This window comes from Ruegeria sp. HKCCD6428, from assembly GCF_013110595.1.
In the GTDB taxonomy this organism is placed as follows: domain Bacteria; phylum Pseudomonadota; class Alphaproteobacteria; order Rhodobacterales; family Rhodobacteraceae; genus Ruegeria.
On record NZ_WVQX01000018.1, the window covers coordinates 1 to 17,411 of the forward strand.

General features: G+C 57.5%; 17 protein-coding genes, 1 tRNA gene and 1 pseudogene. 12 read left to right on the forward strand and 7 right to left on the reverse strand.

What is annotated here, in order from left to right:
* Nucleotides 1-493: 493 nt before the first annotated feature.
* The 4 genes from GS620_RS21580 to GS620_RS21595 all read left to right on the forward strand — a co-directional run bounded on the left by GS620_RS21580 (nucleotide 494) and on the right by GS620_RS21595 (nucleotide 4,409).
* Nucleotides 494-1,243 carry an allophanate hydrolase subunit 1 gene (locus tag GS620_RS21580; RefSeq protein WP_171617706.1) on the forward strand — a complete coding sequence of 250 codons (750 nt, stop codon included), beginning with the start codon at nucleotides 494-496 and terminating at the stop codon, nucleotides 1,241-1,243.
* Entirely contained in the window at nucleotides 1,240-2,238 is a 999-nt protein-coding gene (locus GS620_RS21585; RefSeq protein WP_171172739.1) for a biotin-dependent carboxyltransferase family protein, read from the forward strand. The genes GS620_RS21580 and GS620_RS21585 overlap by 4 nt, the downstream gene beginning before the upstream one ends.
* A gap of 12 nt (nucleotides 2,239-2,250) precedes the next feature.
* Nucleotides 2,251-3,012: a LamB/YcsF family protein gene (locus GS620_RS21590; RefSeq protein WP_171617707.1), complete on the forward strand. Its 762-nt coding sequence runs from the start codon at nucleotides 2,251-2,253 to the stop codon at nucleotides 3,010-3,012.
* Nucleotides 3,013-3,161: 149 nt separating this feature from the next.
* Nucleotides 3,162-4,409, forward strand: coding sequence for a hypothetical protein (locus GS620_RS21595; protein WP_171617708.1), 1,248 nt, complete (start codon nucleotides 3,162-3,164; stop codon nucleotides 4,407-4,409).
* A gap of 57 nt (nucleotides 4,410-4,466) precedes the next feature.
* On the opposite strand, the gene GS620_RS21600 is transcribed toward GS620_RS21595, so the two are convergent.
* Together GS620_RS21600 and GS620_RS21605 are read right to left on the reverse strand one after the other, a co-directional pair.
* The gene (locus GS620_RS21600; RefSeq protein ID WP_171233965.1) at nucleotides 4,467-5,861 is read right to left on the reverse strand and encodes a D-alanyl-D-alanine carboxypeptidase family protein; all 1,395 of its coding nucleotides are present in this window, start codon (nucleotides 5,859-5,861) and stop codon (nucleotides 4,467-4,469) included.
* Between the two features lie 279 nt (nucleotides 5,862-6,140).
* Complete coding sequence (locus GS620_RS21605; protein WP_171617709.1) at nucleotides 6,141-6,842, reverse strand: HAD family hydrolase; 702 nt, start codon at nucleotides 6,840-6,842, stop codon at nucleotides 6,141-6,143.
* A 93-nt stretch (nucleotides 6,843-6,935) separates the two neighbouring features.
* On the opposite strand from GS620_RS21605, the gene clpS reads away from it, so the two are divergent.
* Genes clpS through hemF form a run of 4 tightly spaced genes read left to right on the forward strand, consistent with a single transcriptional unit; the run spans nucleotide 6,936 to nucleotide 10,012 of the window.
* Nucleotides 6,936-7,277 carry an ATP-dependent Clp protease adapter ClpS gene (gene clpS, locus GS620_RS21610; RefSeq protein WP_152456986.1) on the forward strand — a complete coding sequence of 114 codons (342 nt, stop codon included), beginning with the start codon at nucleotides 6,936-6,938 and terminating at the stop codon, nucleotides 7,275-7,277.
* A 42-nt stretch (nucleotides 7,278-7,319) separates the two neighbouring features.
* The gene (locus GS620_RS21615) at nucleotides 7,320-8,285 is read left to right on the forward strand and encodes a class I SAM-dependent methyltransferase (RefSeq protein WP_171617710.1); all 966 of its coding nucleotides are present in this window, start codon (nucleotides 7,320-7,322) and stop codon (nucleotides 8,283-8,285) included.
* A 36-nt stretch (nucleotides 8,286-8,321) separates the two neighbouring features.
* Nucleotides 8,322-9,122 (forward strand): SDR family NAD(P)-dependent oxidoreductase, encoded by an 801-nt coding sequence (locus GS620_RS21620; protein ID WP_171172745.1) that lies wholly within the window; start codon nucleotides 8,322-8,324, stop codon nucleotides 9,120-9,122.
* 5 nt (nucleotides 9,123-9,127) lie between these two features.
* Nucleotides 9,128-10,012, forward strand: a complete 885-nt coding sequence (gene hemF, locus GS620_RS21625) for an oxygen-dependent coproporphyrinogen oxidase (protein WP_171617711.1) — start codon at nucleotides 9,128-9,130, stop codon at nucleotides 10,010-10,012.
* 3 nt (nucleotides 10,013-10,015) lie between these two features.
* Here hemF and GS620_RS21630 read toward each other — a convergent pair whose 3' ends face one another.
* Nucleotides 10,016-10,423: a hypothetical protein gene (locus GS620_RS21630; protein WP_152456982.1), complete on the reverse strand. Its 408-nt coding sequence runs from the start codon at nucleotides 10,421-10,423 to the stop codon at nucleotides 10,016-10,018.
* A gap of 185 nt (nucleotides 10,424-10,608) precedes the next feature.
* On the opposite strand from GS620_RS21630, the gene GS620_RS21635 reads away from it, so the two are divergent.
* Nucleotides 10,609-11,121, forward strand: a complete 513-nt coding sequence (locus tag GS620_RS21635; RefSeq protein WP_171172747.1) for a toxin-activating lysine-acyltransferase — start codon at nucleotides 10,609-10,611, stop codon at nucleotides 11,119-11,121.
* Nucleotides 11,122-12,054: a Hint domain-containing protein gene (locus GS620_RS21640; protein ID WP_171207135.1), complete on the forward strand. Its 933-nt coding sequence runs from the start codon at nucleotides 11,122-11,124 to the stop codon at nucleotides 12,052-12,054.
* On the opposite strand, the gene modC is transcribed toward GS620_RS21640, so the two are convergent.
* The 3 genes from modC to modA are packed head-to-tail and all read right to left on the reverse strand — an operon-like array spanning nucleotide 12,051 to nucleotide 14,625.
* The gene (gene modC, locus GS620_RS21645) at nucleotides 12,051-13,151 is read right to left on the reverse strand and encodes a molybdenum ABC transporter ATP-binding protein (protein WP_171617712.1); all 1,101 of its coding nucleotides are present in this window, start codon (nucleotides 13,149-13,151) and stop codon (nucleotides 12,051-12,053) included. The genes GS620_RS21640 and modC overlap by 4 nt on opposite strands.
* The gene (gene modB / locus GS620_RS21650) at nucleotides 13,148-13,840 is read right to left on the reverse strand and encodes a molybdate ABC transporter permease subunit (RefSeq protein WP_171331951.1); all 693 of its coding nucleotides are present in this window, start codon (nucleotides 13,838-13,840) and stop codon (nucleotides 13,148-13,150) included. The genes modC and modB overlap by 4 nt, the downstream gene beginning before the upstream one ends.
* 5 nt (nucleotides 13,841-13,845) lie before the next feature.
* Complete coding sequence (modA, locus tag GS620_RS21655; RefSeq protein WP_253284018.1) at nucleotides 13,846-14,625, reverse strand: molybdate ABC transporter substrate-binding protein; 780 nt, start codon at nucleotides 14,623-14,625, stop codon at nucleotides 13,846-13,848.
* A 294-nt stretch (nucleotides 14,626-14,919) separates the two neighbouring features.
* Between modA and GS620_RS21660 the strand changes: the two genes are divergently transcribed.
* Together GS620_RS21660 and GS620_RS21665 are read left to right on the forward strand one after the other, a co-directional pair.
* Nucleotides 14,920-14,995, forward strand: a tRNA-Val gene (locus tag GS620_RS21660).
* Between the two features lie 92 nt (nucleotides 14,996-15,087).
* Nucleotides 15,088-16,125 carry a DUF6538 domain-containing protein gene (locus tag GS620_RS21665; protein WP_171617713.1) on the forward strand — a complete coding sequence of 346 codons (1,038 nt, stop codon included), beginning with the start codon at nucleotides 15,088-15,090 and terminating at the stop codon, nucleotides 16,123-16,125.
* A 1,126-nt stretch (nucleotides 16,126-17,251) separates the two neighbouring features.
* Here the strand turns inward: GS620_RS21665 and GS620_RS21670 are convergent.
* Nucleotides 17,252-17,411: pseudogene (locus GS620_RS21670) on the reverse strand (transposase); the annotation flags it as partial.

Here is a 17,411-nt window from a genome sequence, read left to right on the forward strand (position 1 = left end):
CGTCAGGCCGTCTCTCCGACCCGTCAGCACCGCCTCAGCAGCGCCGGTGAAGGGGGTTCTAAGTATAACAAACAAATCCCGCAAGCAGAAAATGACGTCGCAGAGCATTTTTTTGAAAAATTCAATTTAATCAATTAAAACCAGTATGTTACAAGACTGGAAAGCTTACCCTTCCTGTGTCTGTCGGGGCTCTCTCCATCGGATGGCCACGACACAACCGAGAAGACGCAAGATGGCACTACTATATATAGGGAGTCGAGCAACACTGAACACAAGGCTGCGCGACTCAAGCCCGTGAATCGACTCGGTACTCTGCCAGAATCTGCATTGAAAACCTCAAAGGCCAGATTTCGAACCGCGTCATGCCGGGGCGACCCACATGAGTCCAACCCCACCTTGAGCGCGCCAACATTCTGAACACCTATCTTGAACATCCCACCGGGATGGGTTCTGGTCTCGGACATTCGTTTTCGGCTTCTTCAACGAGACAGGCATGACGCGTCACCTTACGTTCCCACTGGTCAGAACCGTCGGATTTGACGGTGCGCTTGTCACATTTGCGGACACGATGTCTGAGACAGCGAACCGAGCGGCACTGGCATTTCGATCTGAACTGGATCGGCTTCAATGGGCAGAGGTCAAGGAGTCTTCTGCCACGCTGGCCTCGGCATATGTCCGGTTCGATACGCAACGGACCACCCACCAACAGATGCTGCACAAGCTTCAGGACCTCGTCGACCAAAAGGACTGGTACAGCACACCACTTCCAACAGGCCGCAGGCTTTGGCGAATTCCGACGGTCTATGGCACTGACCTTGCGCCCCAGCTGGACGATGCCGCTGCTGCTGCCGGTCTCGCGCCGGAAGAAGCGATACGGCGGCTTGGCCAGTCCCGCGTGCGGGTTTTGACGATAGGGTTCGCCCCCGGGCAACCTTACCTTGGGCCATTGCCCCCCGAGTTCAACATTCCGAGGCTGCAAACCCTGACCCCCATGGTGCCCGAAGGCGCTCTGGTTCTTGCAATATCGCAGTTTGTCCTGTTTTCCGGGCCGACGCCAACCGGGTGGCGGCATGTCGGGCAAACGGCATTTCGATGTTTCCGGCCCGAGACGACCGAGGCATTCGCCCTCAAGCCTGGGGATGAACTGATATTCGAACCCGTTTCCCGCGAAGACCTGGAACATATCAGAGCCCAAAACGAAGATGGCACCGGCGGAGCAACTTGCGAGGAGATTGCGCCATGAGCCTGATCGTTCACCAGATCGGCCCGGCTTGCACCATCCAGGATCAGGGGCGCACAGGTTATCTGGACCAGGGCCTTTCCCGGTCCGGGGCCGTCGACACACTGGCCCTTCATGAAGGCGCCGCATTGCTGGGCCAGAGCCCGGAACTTGCTGCGCTGGAAATGGCCGGAATGGGTGGCACGTTCGAGGCCACACAGAGCATGCGCATCGCATTGACCGGTGCGCGGATGCAGGCCAGCATTGATGGCAGCCCCGTGGCCTGGAATGCCTCGCATCACCTCGAACCCGGACAACGGCTGGTCATCGGTGCGCTTCTGCAAGGCAATTACGGCTATCTTCATTTGGGAGGCGGTATCGATTCAGAGGTTTTTCTGGGATCTCGATCCGCGCACCTGACGGCACGGATCGGGAGAGCTGTGAAGCCGGGCGACCGGCTGACCTGTGGCGCGGATGCAGGCGACGCTGGTTTGAAACTGCCCCCTTCCGAACGCTTCTCGGGCGGCGTTCTGCGTGTCGTCGCCAGCTTCCAGACGTCCTTGTTTGATGACGCAACGCTTGATCGGTTTGCGCGCACCTCATTCCATCGTGGCGCACGCGCCAACCGGATGGGGATGCAAGTGAACAGTGACGGCGACGGGTTTGCGGCCACTGGCCAACTGAACATCTTGTCCGAGGTTATTACCCCGGGCGACATCCAGATGACCGGAACCGGAGATCCGTTCATCCTGCTGCCTGAATGCCAGACCACAGGAGGGTATCCCCGCATCGCGACCGTTTTGCCCTGCGACATGCCCCGCGCAGCGCAGACACCCGCCGGCGGAGCGATCACGTTCGAATTTGTCAGCATGGAGCAAGCCACCGAATTGCACGCGGCATTCATGGCGGATCTTGCCCGCCTGCCCTCAAAAGTCGAAGCGTTGGTGCGTAACCCGCATGACATCCCGGACTTGCTGTCCTACCAATTGATCAGCGGAGTGATCTCTGCCACCGACTAAGGAGATGTGCCGATGCCAAGCGTCGATCTGAATGCCGATATGGGGGAAAGCTTTGGCCCGTGGAAAATGGGTGACGACGAAAGCCTTCTGAAGATCATCACCTCGGCCAACATTGCCTGCGGCTTTCATGCGGGTGATCCGGATGTAATGGCGTCGACAATGAAGCTGGCAGCCGAGAATGATGTCGGCATCGGGGCGCATCCCGGGTTTCCCGACCTGCAAGGCTTTGGCCGCCGGAACATGAAGCTGTCTCAGGACACCCTTCGCAATCTGGTGCGGTATCAGTTGGGCGCAGCCATGGGCATGGCCAAGGCGGTTGGCACCAGAGTTCGCCATCTAAAGCTGCACGGCGCACTGGCCAATATGTGTTCGGTCGATATCGATATGGCGCGGGCCTGCTATCAGGGCGCGCTGGACGTCAATCCCGACATCATCGTGATGGTTCTTGCCGTAACGAAACAGGAAGACGCCGTGCGCGAGCTGGGCTGCAAATGGGTGGGCGAGATTTTTGCCGACCGCGCCTACAATGACGACGGAACATTGGTTGACCGCAGCCTGCCCGGCGCGGTGATCCATGACGCGGATGTCGCAGGACCCCGCATCCTGAACATGGTCCGCGAAGGCGCGATCATCACCGAAAGCGGCAAGCGGCTGGAAACATCGATCGACACAATTTGCCTGCATGGTGACGGACCAACGGCGGTGCAGATCGCCCGTTCTGTTCGCGAAAGCCTGATCGGGGGCGGTGTCGAGGTCACGAAATTCACCCGCTGAACATCATGGGTTAACGTCGGCAACCCAAATTCACGACTGTTGCCCGTACAGGCCTCAGCGCCTAGCATGGCGGGCAAACGCATATTCTGAATACTACAATTTCAAACAATGCCTTGACCCATGGCGGGCAAGAGCAAGGAGGTCTTGGAATGTCATTTGATCTGATGTCTTATCAGCCCCGGGGCGACAAGAAGAACTCGGATTTCTTCAATGAATACCTTCCGAAGATTTACGAACGCCGGACAAGCTCGGGCATTGCAGATCAGGTCGGTGCGATGCGGGCCATCATCATTCAGGTCGAACCCGACGCGGTGTTCGATACGATGGTCGAACTTTACGTGATGACACCCTATCGGCACACCGCCAGCTATCTGGGACGAACCCACAGATTCTCGGTTCTGCATTCACATCCCGACTATCCCGCGCTGATCCTGATGGCGCCGCTCAGCCCCGGGTTTGAAGATTTCATCCCCCGCATCAATCGCATGTATCCACTGGCGCGCAACACACCGCAGACGCGCTATGTAGGCGAGGTATACGCAGCCTGTGATCTAAACGCGCTGACCCATGCACTCGAGGATCAGAACATACGGTTCGAATATCCCGGAGATACCGAGAACCCGTTCTACACATCGGACGGGTTCCGATTCACCACCCCGTCCGATTTCACCTGCAACCGCGTCGGGTATTCGACCCACGACTTCAACGACACAGATAGTCTGGGCCTTGGGGATCGCGTGTTGCTGAGCGACACGGAACAGGCCCGTCTGGAACAGGCCGCCGCTTTCGGAACCGAAAGCAAAATCGCCCCGCTGATGCTGGGAATCGACCATCTTGCGACGCGGGTATTGGCGGGCGAGCGCGAGGATGCGATCCTCGAGTTTCTGACCATGGTGCCCTATTATTTCTGGGGCGCTTACAACATATTCGACATGAACTCATCGACCAACGTGAACCGCAACGGCGGCGTAGACGATGACAAAAAATCTCCGGCCAAGGTGTTTACCGCAAACAACACGCCATCCTTCGTCAACTCTTTCGCCAAACTGCCGATGCCGACCGAGGATTTCGTGCGCAATTTTGGCCGTCGTCTGCATCACATGGCCGTCGAGATTCAGGATGGCGATCACGGCGCCGGGGAAAAGAACGTCGATTTCGTTGTGAACACGCTGAAGGACAAGGGTGTGCCGTTCCTCGCCCATGTGGTGGGTGAGTGCAAAGACGATCCGAACCTGAAACAGATCTTCTCGAAACACTCCAAGCATACCCTGCTCATTACCGAGTATATCGAGCGGTGCCACAAATATGATGGGTTCTTCACCAAGGACAATGTCGCCGCCCTGACAGCCGCCGCCGGACAGGATGAACAATACCAGCACGGCCACGTTTTCGATTGAAAAAAGGGCTGCGGAGTACCGCAGCCCAGACCCATTCAGGAGAGAATATGCCGAACCTTATGATGGCCCGATCATGAAACATGTGACGTTGCGGGCCTGCAAACGGCGACAGGCCAGATCCGCCTGTTCGCGGGTCATGCCCTGAAAGGTTGCGTCAAACCCACGCGCGCTTTGGTTGACCTTGCGCAGCGTGCCTTCCAGTGTGGTCATTTCCGACAAAGCGGTTTTCAGCAGAACCTTCTCGGCCTCATACCGCGTGGTATAACGACCCACATTGACCCCCCACAGATGCCCACCTGACGAAGACAGCCGAGTGACAACCTCCTGCTCAGGCTCGGGCTGTTTGGTGGAATCCGTCGAAGCCAGAACCAGATTTTCGGGGCGCAATGCCGGACGGGTGTCGGATGTTTCTACAGGCGGTGCGGTTGGTGCGATATCAGCTTCTGCAATGGCAGCCGCGATCGCGCTGGTGATGCGGTCGCGATTCTCATCAGCTGTCACAGCAACCGCGCTTGCGACTTGCGTTGACGCGGAGGGGCGCCGAACCGGGCGCAAACTGGATTTTGGCGCCCCGCTCACGCTGGCGACCTGCGTCCCGGCACCCAATCCGGTATTTCCTGCATAAGCCGGTCGCGCAGGTTTGCGAATGGGCGCACGCGACGGCGCACGGCGGAAGCCCAAATCCAGAAGCTCGGCAACCTTGGCATTCCGAGAGGCGCCGGACTTTCCGCCAAAGACGGTGGCGATGATGCGTTCATTCTTGCGTTTAGCCGATGCAACAAGATTGAACCCAGCCGCTCGGGTGTACCCGGTTTTGATGCCATCGGCGCCTTTGTAGGCTGCCAGCAGGCGACGGTTGGTGTTGGGAACAGTCTTGATCCCTGCATAGGTCGATTGGCGTGAGAACAGGTTGTAGTATTGTGGATAGTCATACAGCAGATGCCGACCCAGCGTGGTCATGTCACGTGCGGTCGAAAGATGCCCCGCCTCGGTCAAACCATGGGCGTTCTTGAAGGTCGTGCGGCTCATCCCCATCGCCTTGGCGGTTCGCGTCATACGACGCGCAAAAGCTGCCTCGGATCCGCTGATGGCAATACCGATGGCCGTGGCAGCATCATTCGCCGATTTCACAGCAGCCGCGCGGATCAGATAGCGAAAAGCAATTGTCTGACCAGCGCGCAGCCCCAGCTTCGACGGTGGCTCGGCTGCCGCCTTTTTGGTGATCCGAACCGGGGTATCCAGCGTGATCTCACCATTCCGCACCGCTTCGAACGCGATATAAAGCGTCATCATCTTGGTCAGCGATGCCGGGTGAAGCCTTGTGTCAGCATTGCGCGAATGCAGAACCTCTCCGGTTCGGGCATCAATCACCATCGCTGCGTAAGGTGCCGCCATGGACCTGAGCGGCGCAAACGCCAGCACACATAGCAACATTATGAGAAAAAAGCCCATTCGGGCCGGAACTGTCCGCCGAATCTGCACGATTTTTGCCTCTGTCTGCCTCACGCCGCCGGGTTTTCCCGGTCAGCAAAAATTATTTTATTATCGTAAACACTATCACAGAGACTTGGTGAAATAAACCGAAAGCTGAGCATTTCGCGGTTTCGTTAGGTTGCCCAAACTGGGCTATATCTAGACAAATACTGCCCTGAGCCCACCAGATGCGCGATTGAGGCAGAACTTGGTCAACACCCGGCAGGGTTTTCGTGGAACTGCTGCCAAAAGGCAACATCACTTCAGGCTGTGCACCAGATCGGCCAGACCGCCCAAATCCCTCAACTCCCGGAATCGGGGACTGTCGACCGGGGCTTCAGCATGCTCCACCTCCCAGATAAGGCCGTGCGGGACATGAACCCCCCAGCTTCCTGCCTGGATCGGAGCCACAACGTCAGATCGCATGGAATTGCCAACCATCATCGCGCGCTCCGGGCCATCACCATGCCGCTCAAATATCGACCGGTAAGTTTCGGGGGTCTTTTCAGACACGATTTCCACTGCGTCGAACAGATCGCCCAGACCCGACTGAGCCAGTTTGCGTTCCTGGTCGATCAGGTCCCCTTTGGTAATCAAGACAACCCGGCACAAGCCTGTCATGCCTTCCACCGCGTCGCGGGCATGGGGCAACAGCTCGATCGGATAGGCCAGCATCTCTTGCCCGGCTTCGATCAATTGGCGAATGACCGAGGCCGGCACACGGTCATCCGTGACCTCGAGAGCGGTTTCGATCATCGACAGAACAAAGCCCTTGATGCCATAGCCATAGTGTCGAATGTTGCGCTTTTCGGCTGCCAGAAGCCGCTCCATCAGATGATCCTGGTCGGCATGATCGGCCAGCAACTGGGCAAAATGCGCCTGCGTCAGCTGAAAAAAGCGCTCATTGTGCCACAGGGTATCATCCGCATCGAAACCGATTGTCGTCAGCTTGTCAGTCATCTCGTTTACGTCCGCTTGCTCTTTTCACCGGCCATCCCCACGTTATATAAGCGCGAAGATAAACCCCAAAACTGAATCGGACAGTTGCCTACGATGCTGGAAAAGACCTGGATGATGTCTGACGAACCGGACGACGACAGCGACGCGTCCGTTCTGGTGCAGACGCGCCCAAAAACCAAGCGTCCGCCTTTGTACAAGGTGCTGTTGCTGAACGACGATTACACGCCGATGGAATTCGTGGTTCATGTTCTGGAACGTTTCTTTGGCATGACCCATGCAGAAGCATTCGAGATCATGCTGACCGTGCACAAAAAAGGTGTGGCCGTCGTCGGGGTCTTCAGCCATGAAATTGCCGAGACCAAAGTTGGCCAGGTTATGGATTTCGCCCGCAGGCACCAGCACCCGCTGCAATGCACCATGGAACGCGAAGAATAAGGCTTTTCGCCTGACACTCACCCATATTTGCCGGAATTGCCCATGTCCCCTCGCCTGGAACTTGCATTGCAGAACGGCCTGTCGCTGTCATCTCCCCTCAGCGTGATCTGCCCTGTTCCAGCCCATGATCTGTCGGCGCTTCCCCATGCGGCGCAGGTGGTGCAGCCGTTCAAACCTTTTTACGACCATTTTGCCGCGCAGGGCTTTGACACGGTGCCCGAGACAGACGACCGCTGCGAGGATGCAATTGTGTTTTTGCCACGGGCCAAGGCGCTGGCTTGGGCGATGATCCATCTGGCCAGCTCACGAGCCCGCGGCGTTGTCGTGATAGATGGCGCAAAGACCGATGGCGTGGACAGCATTCTGAAAGATGTTCGCAAAAGGGTATCGGTCGAAGGGCCTCTGTCCAAGGCACACGGGAAAATCTTCTGGTTTCAGGCTGACCCGCAGAGCTTTGCAGATTGGGCTGCGCCAAAGACGCAGATCGTCGATGGGTACCACACGGCACCGGGTGTGTTTTCAGCGGATGGGATCGATCCCGCTTCGGCCATGTTGCTGAACGCCTTGCCTGCCAAGCTGGGGCCGCGCGTGGCCGATCTGGGTGCCGGGTGGGGGTATCTGAGCGCGGAACTTTTGAAACGCGGCAACCTAAAATCCGTGCATCTTGTCGAAGCAGATCACACGGCCCTTGCCTGCGCGCGCATCAACGCTTCTGACCCCAAGGCCCGGTTTTATTGGGCTGACGCCGTCACCTGGTCTGCGCCAGAGCCATTGGACACGGTTGTAATGAACCCCCCGTTTCACACCTCACGCAGTGCCGACCCCACGCTGGGGCAGGGCTTCATCACTGCAGCGGCACGCAATCTGACGCGCAACGGAACCCTATGGATGGTCGCCAATCGCCACCTTCCCTATGAAACCACTCTGAACGAACACTTCGCTCGGGTCGATGAAGCCGCTGGCGACAACCGGTTCAAGGTGTTTGAGGCCTCTCGCCCTCGGCGATAAGGCCAGCTAACCTGCCCCCAATTCAGGAGGATTCGGATGTCCTTTTCCATCGCAGGCAAGACAGCAATCGTTACAGGCGGGGCCAATGGCATCGGGCTGGCCATAGGTCGGCATTTCGCGGACGCGGGCGCAAATGTCATGTTCGCCGATATAGATGAAAAACGTCTGATCGATGAGCTTGGGGAACAGGCAGAAGACGGCAATATTCGTTATTTCGCAGGCGACCTGCGCGAAAAGCTGACCATTGCCAATTTGCTGTCGGCAACACTGGATGCGTTTGATCAGGTGGATATTCTGATCAACGGCGCGCGCCAGGTGATCCAGTCTGATCCGCTTGATCCCGATGACGACTCGATGCGTACCTTGCTGAATCAGAACCTGATGCCTGCGCTGCGGCTCAGCCAGTTGGTCGCAAAGCGTATGATCAAACAGGCCGGGGATGACGATGAAAATCCTGCCGGGTCGATCATCAACCTGTCATCCATCGCGGCCCGCCGCACGCATCCCGACCTGATGGCCTATTCCGTGTCGACCGCCGCGCTGGACCAGATGACACGTTCACTGGCCGTGGCGTTGGCGCCGAACCGCATCCGGGTCAATTCGATTGCGCTCGGCTCGGTCATGAGTGCATCACTGCAATCGACGCTGAGAGAGAACCGAGAATTCCGCGACGATATCGAAAAGCACACACCGCTTGCCCGTATCGCGTCGGCCACTGAATTGACGGAAACCGCGCAGTATCTGGCATCGGATGCAGCCGGATTCATCACCGGCCAGATCCTGACAATCGATGGCGGCCGCACATTGCTTGACCCTGTTGCCGCACCTGCGCATTGAGACCCATGTTCGAAACAGAAAAAAACTCCGCCTCTGCCTGGTTCCGCCAATTGCGCGACAACATCGTTGCCGCATTCGAAGCATTGGAGGACAGCCACGACACCGGCCCGTTTTCCGACGCAAAGCCCGGCCGCTTTGAAGTCAAGGAAACCAAACGCCAGTCCGAGGACGGCTCTGACGCAGGGGGCGGTCTGATGTCCGTGATGCGCGGCGGGCGAGTGTTTGAAAAGGTCGGGGTCAATGTCTCGACAGTTTACGGGACCCTGGGCGAGCGTGCACAACAGGCGATGGCAGCACGCAAAGGCATTCCCGGGATGACCGAAGACCCGCGTTTCTGGGCCTCGGGGATCAGCCTCGTGGCGCATATGCAGAACCCGCATGTCCCGGCGGTGCATATGAACACTCGGATGTTCTGGACCCCGCACGCCTGGTGGTTCGGCGGCGGATCGGATCTGAACCCCTGTATCGAATATGATGACGACACGGCGCATTTCCATGATACCCAAAAGGCTCATCTGGACCCGCATGGACCCGGACATTATCCACGCCTGAAAGAGTGGGCGGACGAATATTTCTATATTCCCCACCGCAAACGCGCACGCGGCGTAGGCGGTATTTTCATGGATGATTATTGCACCGGAGACTGGCAGGCCGATTTCGCCCTGACGCAGGATATCGGTCGGGCTTTCCTGCCCGCTTTCGTGCCATTGGTCGAAAAACGGCGCGTACAGGGTTTCTTGGACGCCGACAAAGACACCCAGCTGGTGCATCGCGGTCTTTATGCGGAATACAATCTGGTCTATGACCGCGGCACCAAATTCGGACTGGAAACCGGACATGATCCGGACGCGGTTCTGATGAGCCTGCCACCAATGGCGAAATGGATTTGACCCTCAGAACGTGTCCATGATGAAGTTGTCATAGCAGTAGTTCTGCGCCGACGACGCCGACATGTTGGCCCCGACTTTCCTGACGGTGATGGAATATCCCGGCTTGGTATCCGCCCCCGGCGGCGGGGTCAGCGAGAATTGTACAGTCCGGACGCCGGGTTCATAGGCGCGCCAGATATAGATCCGTTGGTTGTTTGGCACGCCCAGACTACGGATCGCGTAATCCCCAATTCCACACCAATAATTAACGGGCGCTGAGGATCCGATGGCCTTGACCTCGTAGACACCGTCCGGCATTGGCGTGATTTCCGTACGAAATTGCGGCCGAACGGACAGGCCGAACCCGACAGCCTCGGCCATCGCAGGTATCGATAAAAGCACGGCAGCAGCCAAAGTCTTGAATGAACGCATAATCCAGGTATCCCGAAACAAGGGTCCGATACCAATAGCATAGTCGGGACGACCTGCGAGTAAAGCAGGACAGGCCAACGAGCCGGCAACACTGACCACATCAAAGAATTTATTCTACCCATATTGCAGGAAAGCAGTACACTCGCTGTAGACTTTTGGTTCCCGTTACACTGTTGGGCATCTCTTTGAGCAAGACGTTTCCAAAAGACTGGTTCGATTTCACGCCGGAAAAATACGCGGATCTGGGCGCTATGTTCTTTCTGGCGGGTTTGACGAAAACACATCAGAAACGCAGTCTGGCACAGGTTTTGTACGCGTTCGAAACTCCGTTTCGCCTGGGCCAGTACCATATCTTCCGACAGCACGGATTCCCCCGTGGTTTTGTCACCTTCGCCGGGCTCAGCCCCGAAGCCGAATTCCGTTATGCGGTGAAAGAAAAGCCCCTTTCCGACACGGATTTCACCAGCGGATCATCCTTCTGGATCATTGATCTTGTGGCTCCGTTTGGACAGACCAGCCAAATTGTTGATATCCTCAAGCAGGAAATCCCGCACCCGCGTGTGCGCACCAACCGGATGGACAGTGACATGACACGCAATCGCATTGTCGAATGGACGCGGGATGAAGCGGGCGAGGTTCACATGCGCCTGTATCGCAAGAAGGAATTTGAACGCGTGTTGCAGCAAGGCGAGGGTTAATTGGTTTCAGTTCCGATCACAGGCGAACTGACCGGGGATGTGACTGGTTTTCCACCCAACGTTGAGACGGGGCAACCCACTCTGGACAATGGAAACTTCAATCCGGTCACGCAAACCTGGACGATTGCGGCACAGCCCGCCAACGGCACCGCCTCGATCGACCCGAACACAGGAGAGTGGACCTATACCGTCGACCCGACATTTTTCGATGGCCTCGACAAAGGCGAAGTCGTCTTCGATTCTTTCTTCATCAGCGTCTCGGGTACAACCCAAGCCGGCCCATTCACCCTTCCATTCACCGGCACACCGGACCCGGTGGAAGTGGTCATCCGGATCGAGGGCGTCTGTTTTGCGGCCGGAACCCTGATCGAAACTGAAAGCGGCCCGCTTGCGATCGAAACGCTGGACGCGGGTCATATGGTGGCCACTGCCGATCACGGTCTGCAACCTATCCGCTGGATCGAAAGCAGCAGGATTCCACCCGAACGATTATGCGATGAACCTGCTTTGCGCCCCGTTCGTATCTCGGCGGGCAGTCTGGGGCCGAACGAACCCTCACGGGACCTTCTGGTGTCGCAGCAGCACAGGATCCTGGTCAAAGGCCCGAAAGTCGAGCTGCTTTTCGGCGCATCCGAAGCCCTGGTTGCCGCCAAACACCTGTGCGGATGGCCCGGCATCGGCATCGATACATCGGTTCAAACGGTCGAGTATCTTCACGTCCTGCTGGACCGGCATGAGATCCTGAACGCCGAGGGCGCGCAAGCCGAAAGCCTGTTTCTGGGGGAAGAGGCCCTTTATTCGCTGTCCTCTGAGGCATTGCGCGAACTGGCTTCGATATTCCCCGACAGACCGACCTCGGGTCACACCGGGTTCGGGCGCGCGGCTCGTCTGATACTGCGCGAACACGAAGCCCGCGCCCTCGCCTGCGACTAGCTGCCGGCCACAATGCGCCCGCCGACATCCTGCGGGGCCAATGCAACCGTCTTGATCACGGCATAACATGTGCTGCCTGGTTTCAGGTTCAGGGCCGCAACAGATCGACGCGTAACCCGCGCAAGCACATTGCCCGCCGGGGTCTTTACCGACACGATGGCACCCGGCCCCTCGCCCGACCGGATCGAGTCCACGGTCCCGGCCAGCACGTTCAGCGCCGAAAGCCCCTCGGGTTTGTTGTTCGACAGGATCACTTCCTGGGCGGGTATCCGAATCCGCAAGTTTGCCCCGACCTCATGCGCGATACGAGGCAGAAAGAGCCGCGCGCCATTGGCGTTCAACTCCGTCAGCCCGTCGGAATGATGCTTTGCAACCTGAACTTGCAACACGGCCCCGACGGCGCGAATTCCCGCAGGAGCCACTGACGGGTCGGCAAGCATTTCGGATGCGGGCCCGTGGCGAACGGCCTTGCCATCCTGCAACGCAACAACGGATGTAGCCAGCCGGGCCACTTCAGCGGCAGAGTGCGTCACATAGAGGATCGGAACCGAGACCTCGTCCCTGAGACGCTCGAAATAGGGCAGGATTTCTGCTTTTCGCCCATCATCCAGTGCTGCCAGCGGTTCATCTGCAAGGATCAATCGCGGGCTTGCCAACAGGGCCCGCCCGATGGCGACGCGTTGTTTCTCACCGCCTGACAACCCGGCAGGTCTGCGGTCCAGCAGATGACCGATGCCCAGCATGTCGATGACTCTGTCGGGGTCTTCGCGGCGTGTGTTTTTCGGCGCAAACCAACGCCCATAGGCAAGGTTCTGGCGCACGGTCAGATGGGGGAACAACCGCCCTTCCTGAAAAATATACCCCAACCGACGCCGATGCGGTGGCAGCCACAGGCCCTGTTCCGTGTCGAACAGAACCCAGCCATCTACCGCCACCCGGCCTGCCTGGGGCCGCAACAACCCTGCCACGGCATTGACGATGGTGGTCTTGCCCGATCCCGAGCGCCCGAACAGCACCGTCACGCCCGGCGGCGCATCAAAACTGACGTCCAGATCGATCCCCGGCAGTTGGTGGCGCAACCGAACAGACAGGCTCATGATCCGGCCACCCGCGCCGCGGCACGCCGCCCCACATACTCCGACAGCAACAACGCGCTCATTGCGATGACGATCGATATCAGAACCAGCCGCGTCGCGGCCGCCTCGCCGCCCGGGACCTGCAAAAAGGCGTAGACAGCCGAAGGCAATGTCTGCGTCTGACCTGGGATGTTGGAAACGAAGGTAATCGTCGCACCGAACTCACCCATGGCCTTGGCGAAGGCCAGAATAGCCCCGGCTATTACACCCGGTAAAATCATCGGCAAGGTCACCGTACAAAACACCATCGGACGCGACGCGCCCAGAGTTGCCCCTGCCTGTTCCAGCTTCGGGTCCACCGCTTCGATCGACAAACGTATCGCCCGGACCATCAAAGGGAAGGCCATGATCCCGGCGGCAAGGGCCGCGCCTGTCCAGCGAAAGGCCACTACGATCCCGAACTCGGCCAGAAACCGGCCCAGCGGCCCTTGAATGCCGAAAGTCAGCAACAGCAGGTATCCGGTGACAACCGGCGGCAGGATCAAAGGCAAATGCACCAGACCGTTCAAAACCTGTCGTCCGGGAAACCGCCAACGCGCCAGAGCATAAGCGACAAATATACCAAACGGCAAAGTCGCCAGCGTCGCCCAGAAGGACACGCGCAATGAGAGCTTCAATGCTTCTACTTCGGCAGGCCCCAACCAATCCAACGCAATCACCTGACCGGCAGGGTAAATCCCTGCTCCAGAAATACAGCCGTGGCTGCATCCGTTTTCAGGTGTTCAAGAAAGGCGTGTGCTCCTTCTTTTGCATCGAGGGTCAGTGCCGCAGGGTAAATTATCGGTGGATGCAGATCGGCAGGGAATGTCGCAACGATCCGGACCCTTTCTTCCACCCTGGCGTCTGATTGATACACGATCCCAAGCGGCGCGGCCCCAGCCACCACCAGAGCCAGCGCAGCGCGCACATTGTCGGCCTGCGCCACCTGTGTCCGCACAGCCTCCCACTGGTTCAGGCTTTGCAATGCAGCTTTGCCATAGATACCGGCAGGCACCGCGTCGACCAGTGCCATGGCCAGATAGCCGTCTTTCAAGTCCGCCTTGAGGTCATATTCGGGCTGGATTTCACCCACTTGCGCATGATCTTCAGCCCCGATCAGAACCAGGCCGTTGCTCAGCAGATCAACCCGAGAGTCTGCCCGGATCAATCCGTCCTGCTCCAACACATCCATCCAATCCGTATTGGCCGAAACAAACACATCCGCAGGCGCACCTTGCTGAATCTGCCGGGCCAGGACCGACGACGCCGCATAGGAAACGGAAACGCTCTGACCGGTTTGGTTTCCGTACCCGGCAACGATTTCGTCCAATGCGGTCTTGAGGCTGGCCGCTGCAAAGACCAGAATGCCTTCTGCACCGGCCCGGATCGGGGCCAACGCCGTCATGCCAAGGACCAATGCCACCATCCAAAATCGGCGGGCGAAGGATAGGGTCATGTACACTCCCGACCGGTTTGCTTCAGTCTCTCCGGGGATATCGGACGCCACCGGTGGCGCGCAAGCGCCTTTGGCCATTTACACATGATGGGTCGCAGGTTGAGCAAGGCGTTTTCCATCGATCCGTCTTAAAATGTGCTGCCCACCTTCCAGCCCGAGAGGCGCCCCGAGCGCCCGCCTGTTCGGCCTACGGCTGACAAGATGCCCTGTTGGACGGCCGCCGAAGACGGAACGCAAGAAAATCTTCCAGACCCTCTTGCACCTGCCCGCAGGCTTGGCTAAATGCAGCATCACGGGTGATTAGCTCAGTTGGTAGAGCGCTTCGTTTACACCGAAGATGTCGGGAGTTCGAGTCTCTCATCACCCACCATCCCAACTTATTGATCTCGCTAATGTTCCTGATATTCAGGGCCTTGCGCTGCCTCAACTAGTACATAGAGGTGGTACACGATGAGATTCGCAATGCCTAAGCCTGTTCTGATCAGATCGACTTACTATTTACGTGTCCATGTCCCTAGAGACGTAGTCAACCAAGCTGCAGGTACCACAGTTGTTCTACCTGTCGGCGATAGGGACTGTCGGGTAAAGCTTACGACCCACGCCAAAGTTTCATTGAGGACGAAAGACTGGCCAGAAGCAAAGAAACGCTTTGCAACAGCACATGCTGCGCTAGAGACCTACTGGGATACACTACGCTCTGGCTCAACTAGCCTAAGTCATAAGGACACAGTTGCGTTAGCTGGCGAAGTCGTCGCAACGTTCCTTCAGGTACTTGAAGAAGAACCCGGATCACCTGAGGTGTGGAAGCAGGTGGCAAAACTGGATGCCAACGCTAGGGAGGGCAAGAGCAATTCCTTGGCGGTCCCTACACCTTCGACCAAGGTTACAGACATGGAGCATCGATTTGGCGAGTTAGCAGATGCTCAGTTGGCTAGGCGAGGTCTGATCGTTGACAACGAGTCTCGCAACCGTCTCATTCGACGCATTGCTGTGGCCATGGAGGATGTCAGCCGGGTGAGCTTTGCAAGGGCGACGGGTGACTACTCTGAAATAGATACTCTCAAGAAGTACCCAAATTACGAGCCAAAACCCAAACAACACCCGGGTGTTCACGATGAGCGCGGTGGAGTTACGTTTGACGAAGTAATTGACGAGGAAGTACGTCGCCGATCCGCAGGCAGAGATGCAAAGCCCATGTCCTCCAGTGCAGAGCGAAAGTTTCGAAGAGCCGCTGACGAGTTTGCGAAGCACCGAAAGAGCAAACGAGTGGACACTCTGACAGCGCAACAGGCAGACGACTGGAAGTGGTCAATGCTGAATGAGGGAAAGCTGTCAAACTCAACCATAGCCCAGCGCTTGCAGAATTTGAGAACAGTTGTCGAGTGGGCGCGGCGTCATGCCCTTGGCAACCTCTTCCCCAGCGGCAACCCCTTGGAACTTGTTGCACTACCGCAGCGGCAGGGGGTCAACAGCGCGGATCGCACGTATCGGTTCTGTTAGGCGAAACTGGTCCTTGAAGGGGCGAGGCGCGAGACGAAGCCGGAGCTTAGATGGTTGCCGTGGATGTGCGCCTACTCGGGCGCTAGGATTGAAGAGGTTGCGCAGCTGAGGCCCGATGACTTCTTCCAGTCCGCTGATGACTGGTTCTATCGGATCACGACGAAGGGCGGGAAAACACTTAAGAACCAGCACAGCAAGAGGACTGTTCCCGTACACCCTGACCTCATAGCTGAGGGATTGATCCAGTTCGTGCAGGCGCACAGTAGCAAGCCCAATCAACGATTGTTCCCCCGGCGATCACAAGGAAACGTAGCCGGGTGGGTACGAGGCAAGCTTGGGCTTACCAGAAAAGACTTAGCACCCAACCATGGGTGGAGGCATCTGTTTGAGGACTTGGCAATGAGGGCGGGTATCTCGGATAGCGCGAAGACATACATCACGGGTCGATCAACTGGGCGGTCAGCTGAAGGGTATGGGAAGAGCGACGCAATGCTACCAGGGTTGGCGACGGAGATGCGTAAGCTTCCTTCATTCCTGCCCCGCTAGAGCCGCTGAGTGAGTCACCGAGCGACCTTTCGTGCGCTTCAGCTGGGTATATAGCCAAGAGCCTTTAGCGAGCGCTCCAGAGTCTCTCAACGCGTCATCGGGTTACTTCGGTTTAGGTGCCACCATTACAGAATAATCGTTTCTGTGGGGGCCTCTCTGGGGCAACTGCAATCTGAAGCTGTAGCTTCGATGTTAGTCGCCAGACCTCCCTTACCGTTCTTTCAGCTTTCAGCTTTGGGGGGTAAGGGGGGCATCTGGGGATACATCTGAAGCTATTTTGCTTAGATAGCTTAAGCTATTGCTGAAGCTTTGGTCGTCCTCGTAGTGGAGGAAAGACCTAAACAGGACCGCCTCAAAGCTCGTGCTTTACTTGCTGAAGGCAGCTTAAAGTTTGATCACCACGACGAGATTGACGCTAGCGCCATCAGTTATAGAGCTGACATTAGTCAACCAAGCAAAAAATGTCGCAAAAATCTGAGTGTCTCATCCATATATCGTGTGGATCGATAATACCCCCATACCGGGTCTTCGACGGGCTGGTAATGGCAACAATCGTAAAACGACCTGGGGTCAGGACCCATAACCAGTAGATGAGGTTTGCTACGAGTGCGATGGCTGATAGGAAGACCTTGGGACAACGGTCATAGCGTGTCGCCACGCGCCTCCAATCCCTAAGCCTGCCAAACATAATCTCAATGCGGTTTCGCCGATTGTATCTGCGCTTGTCGTACTCGACAGGC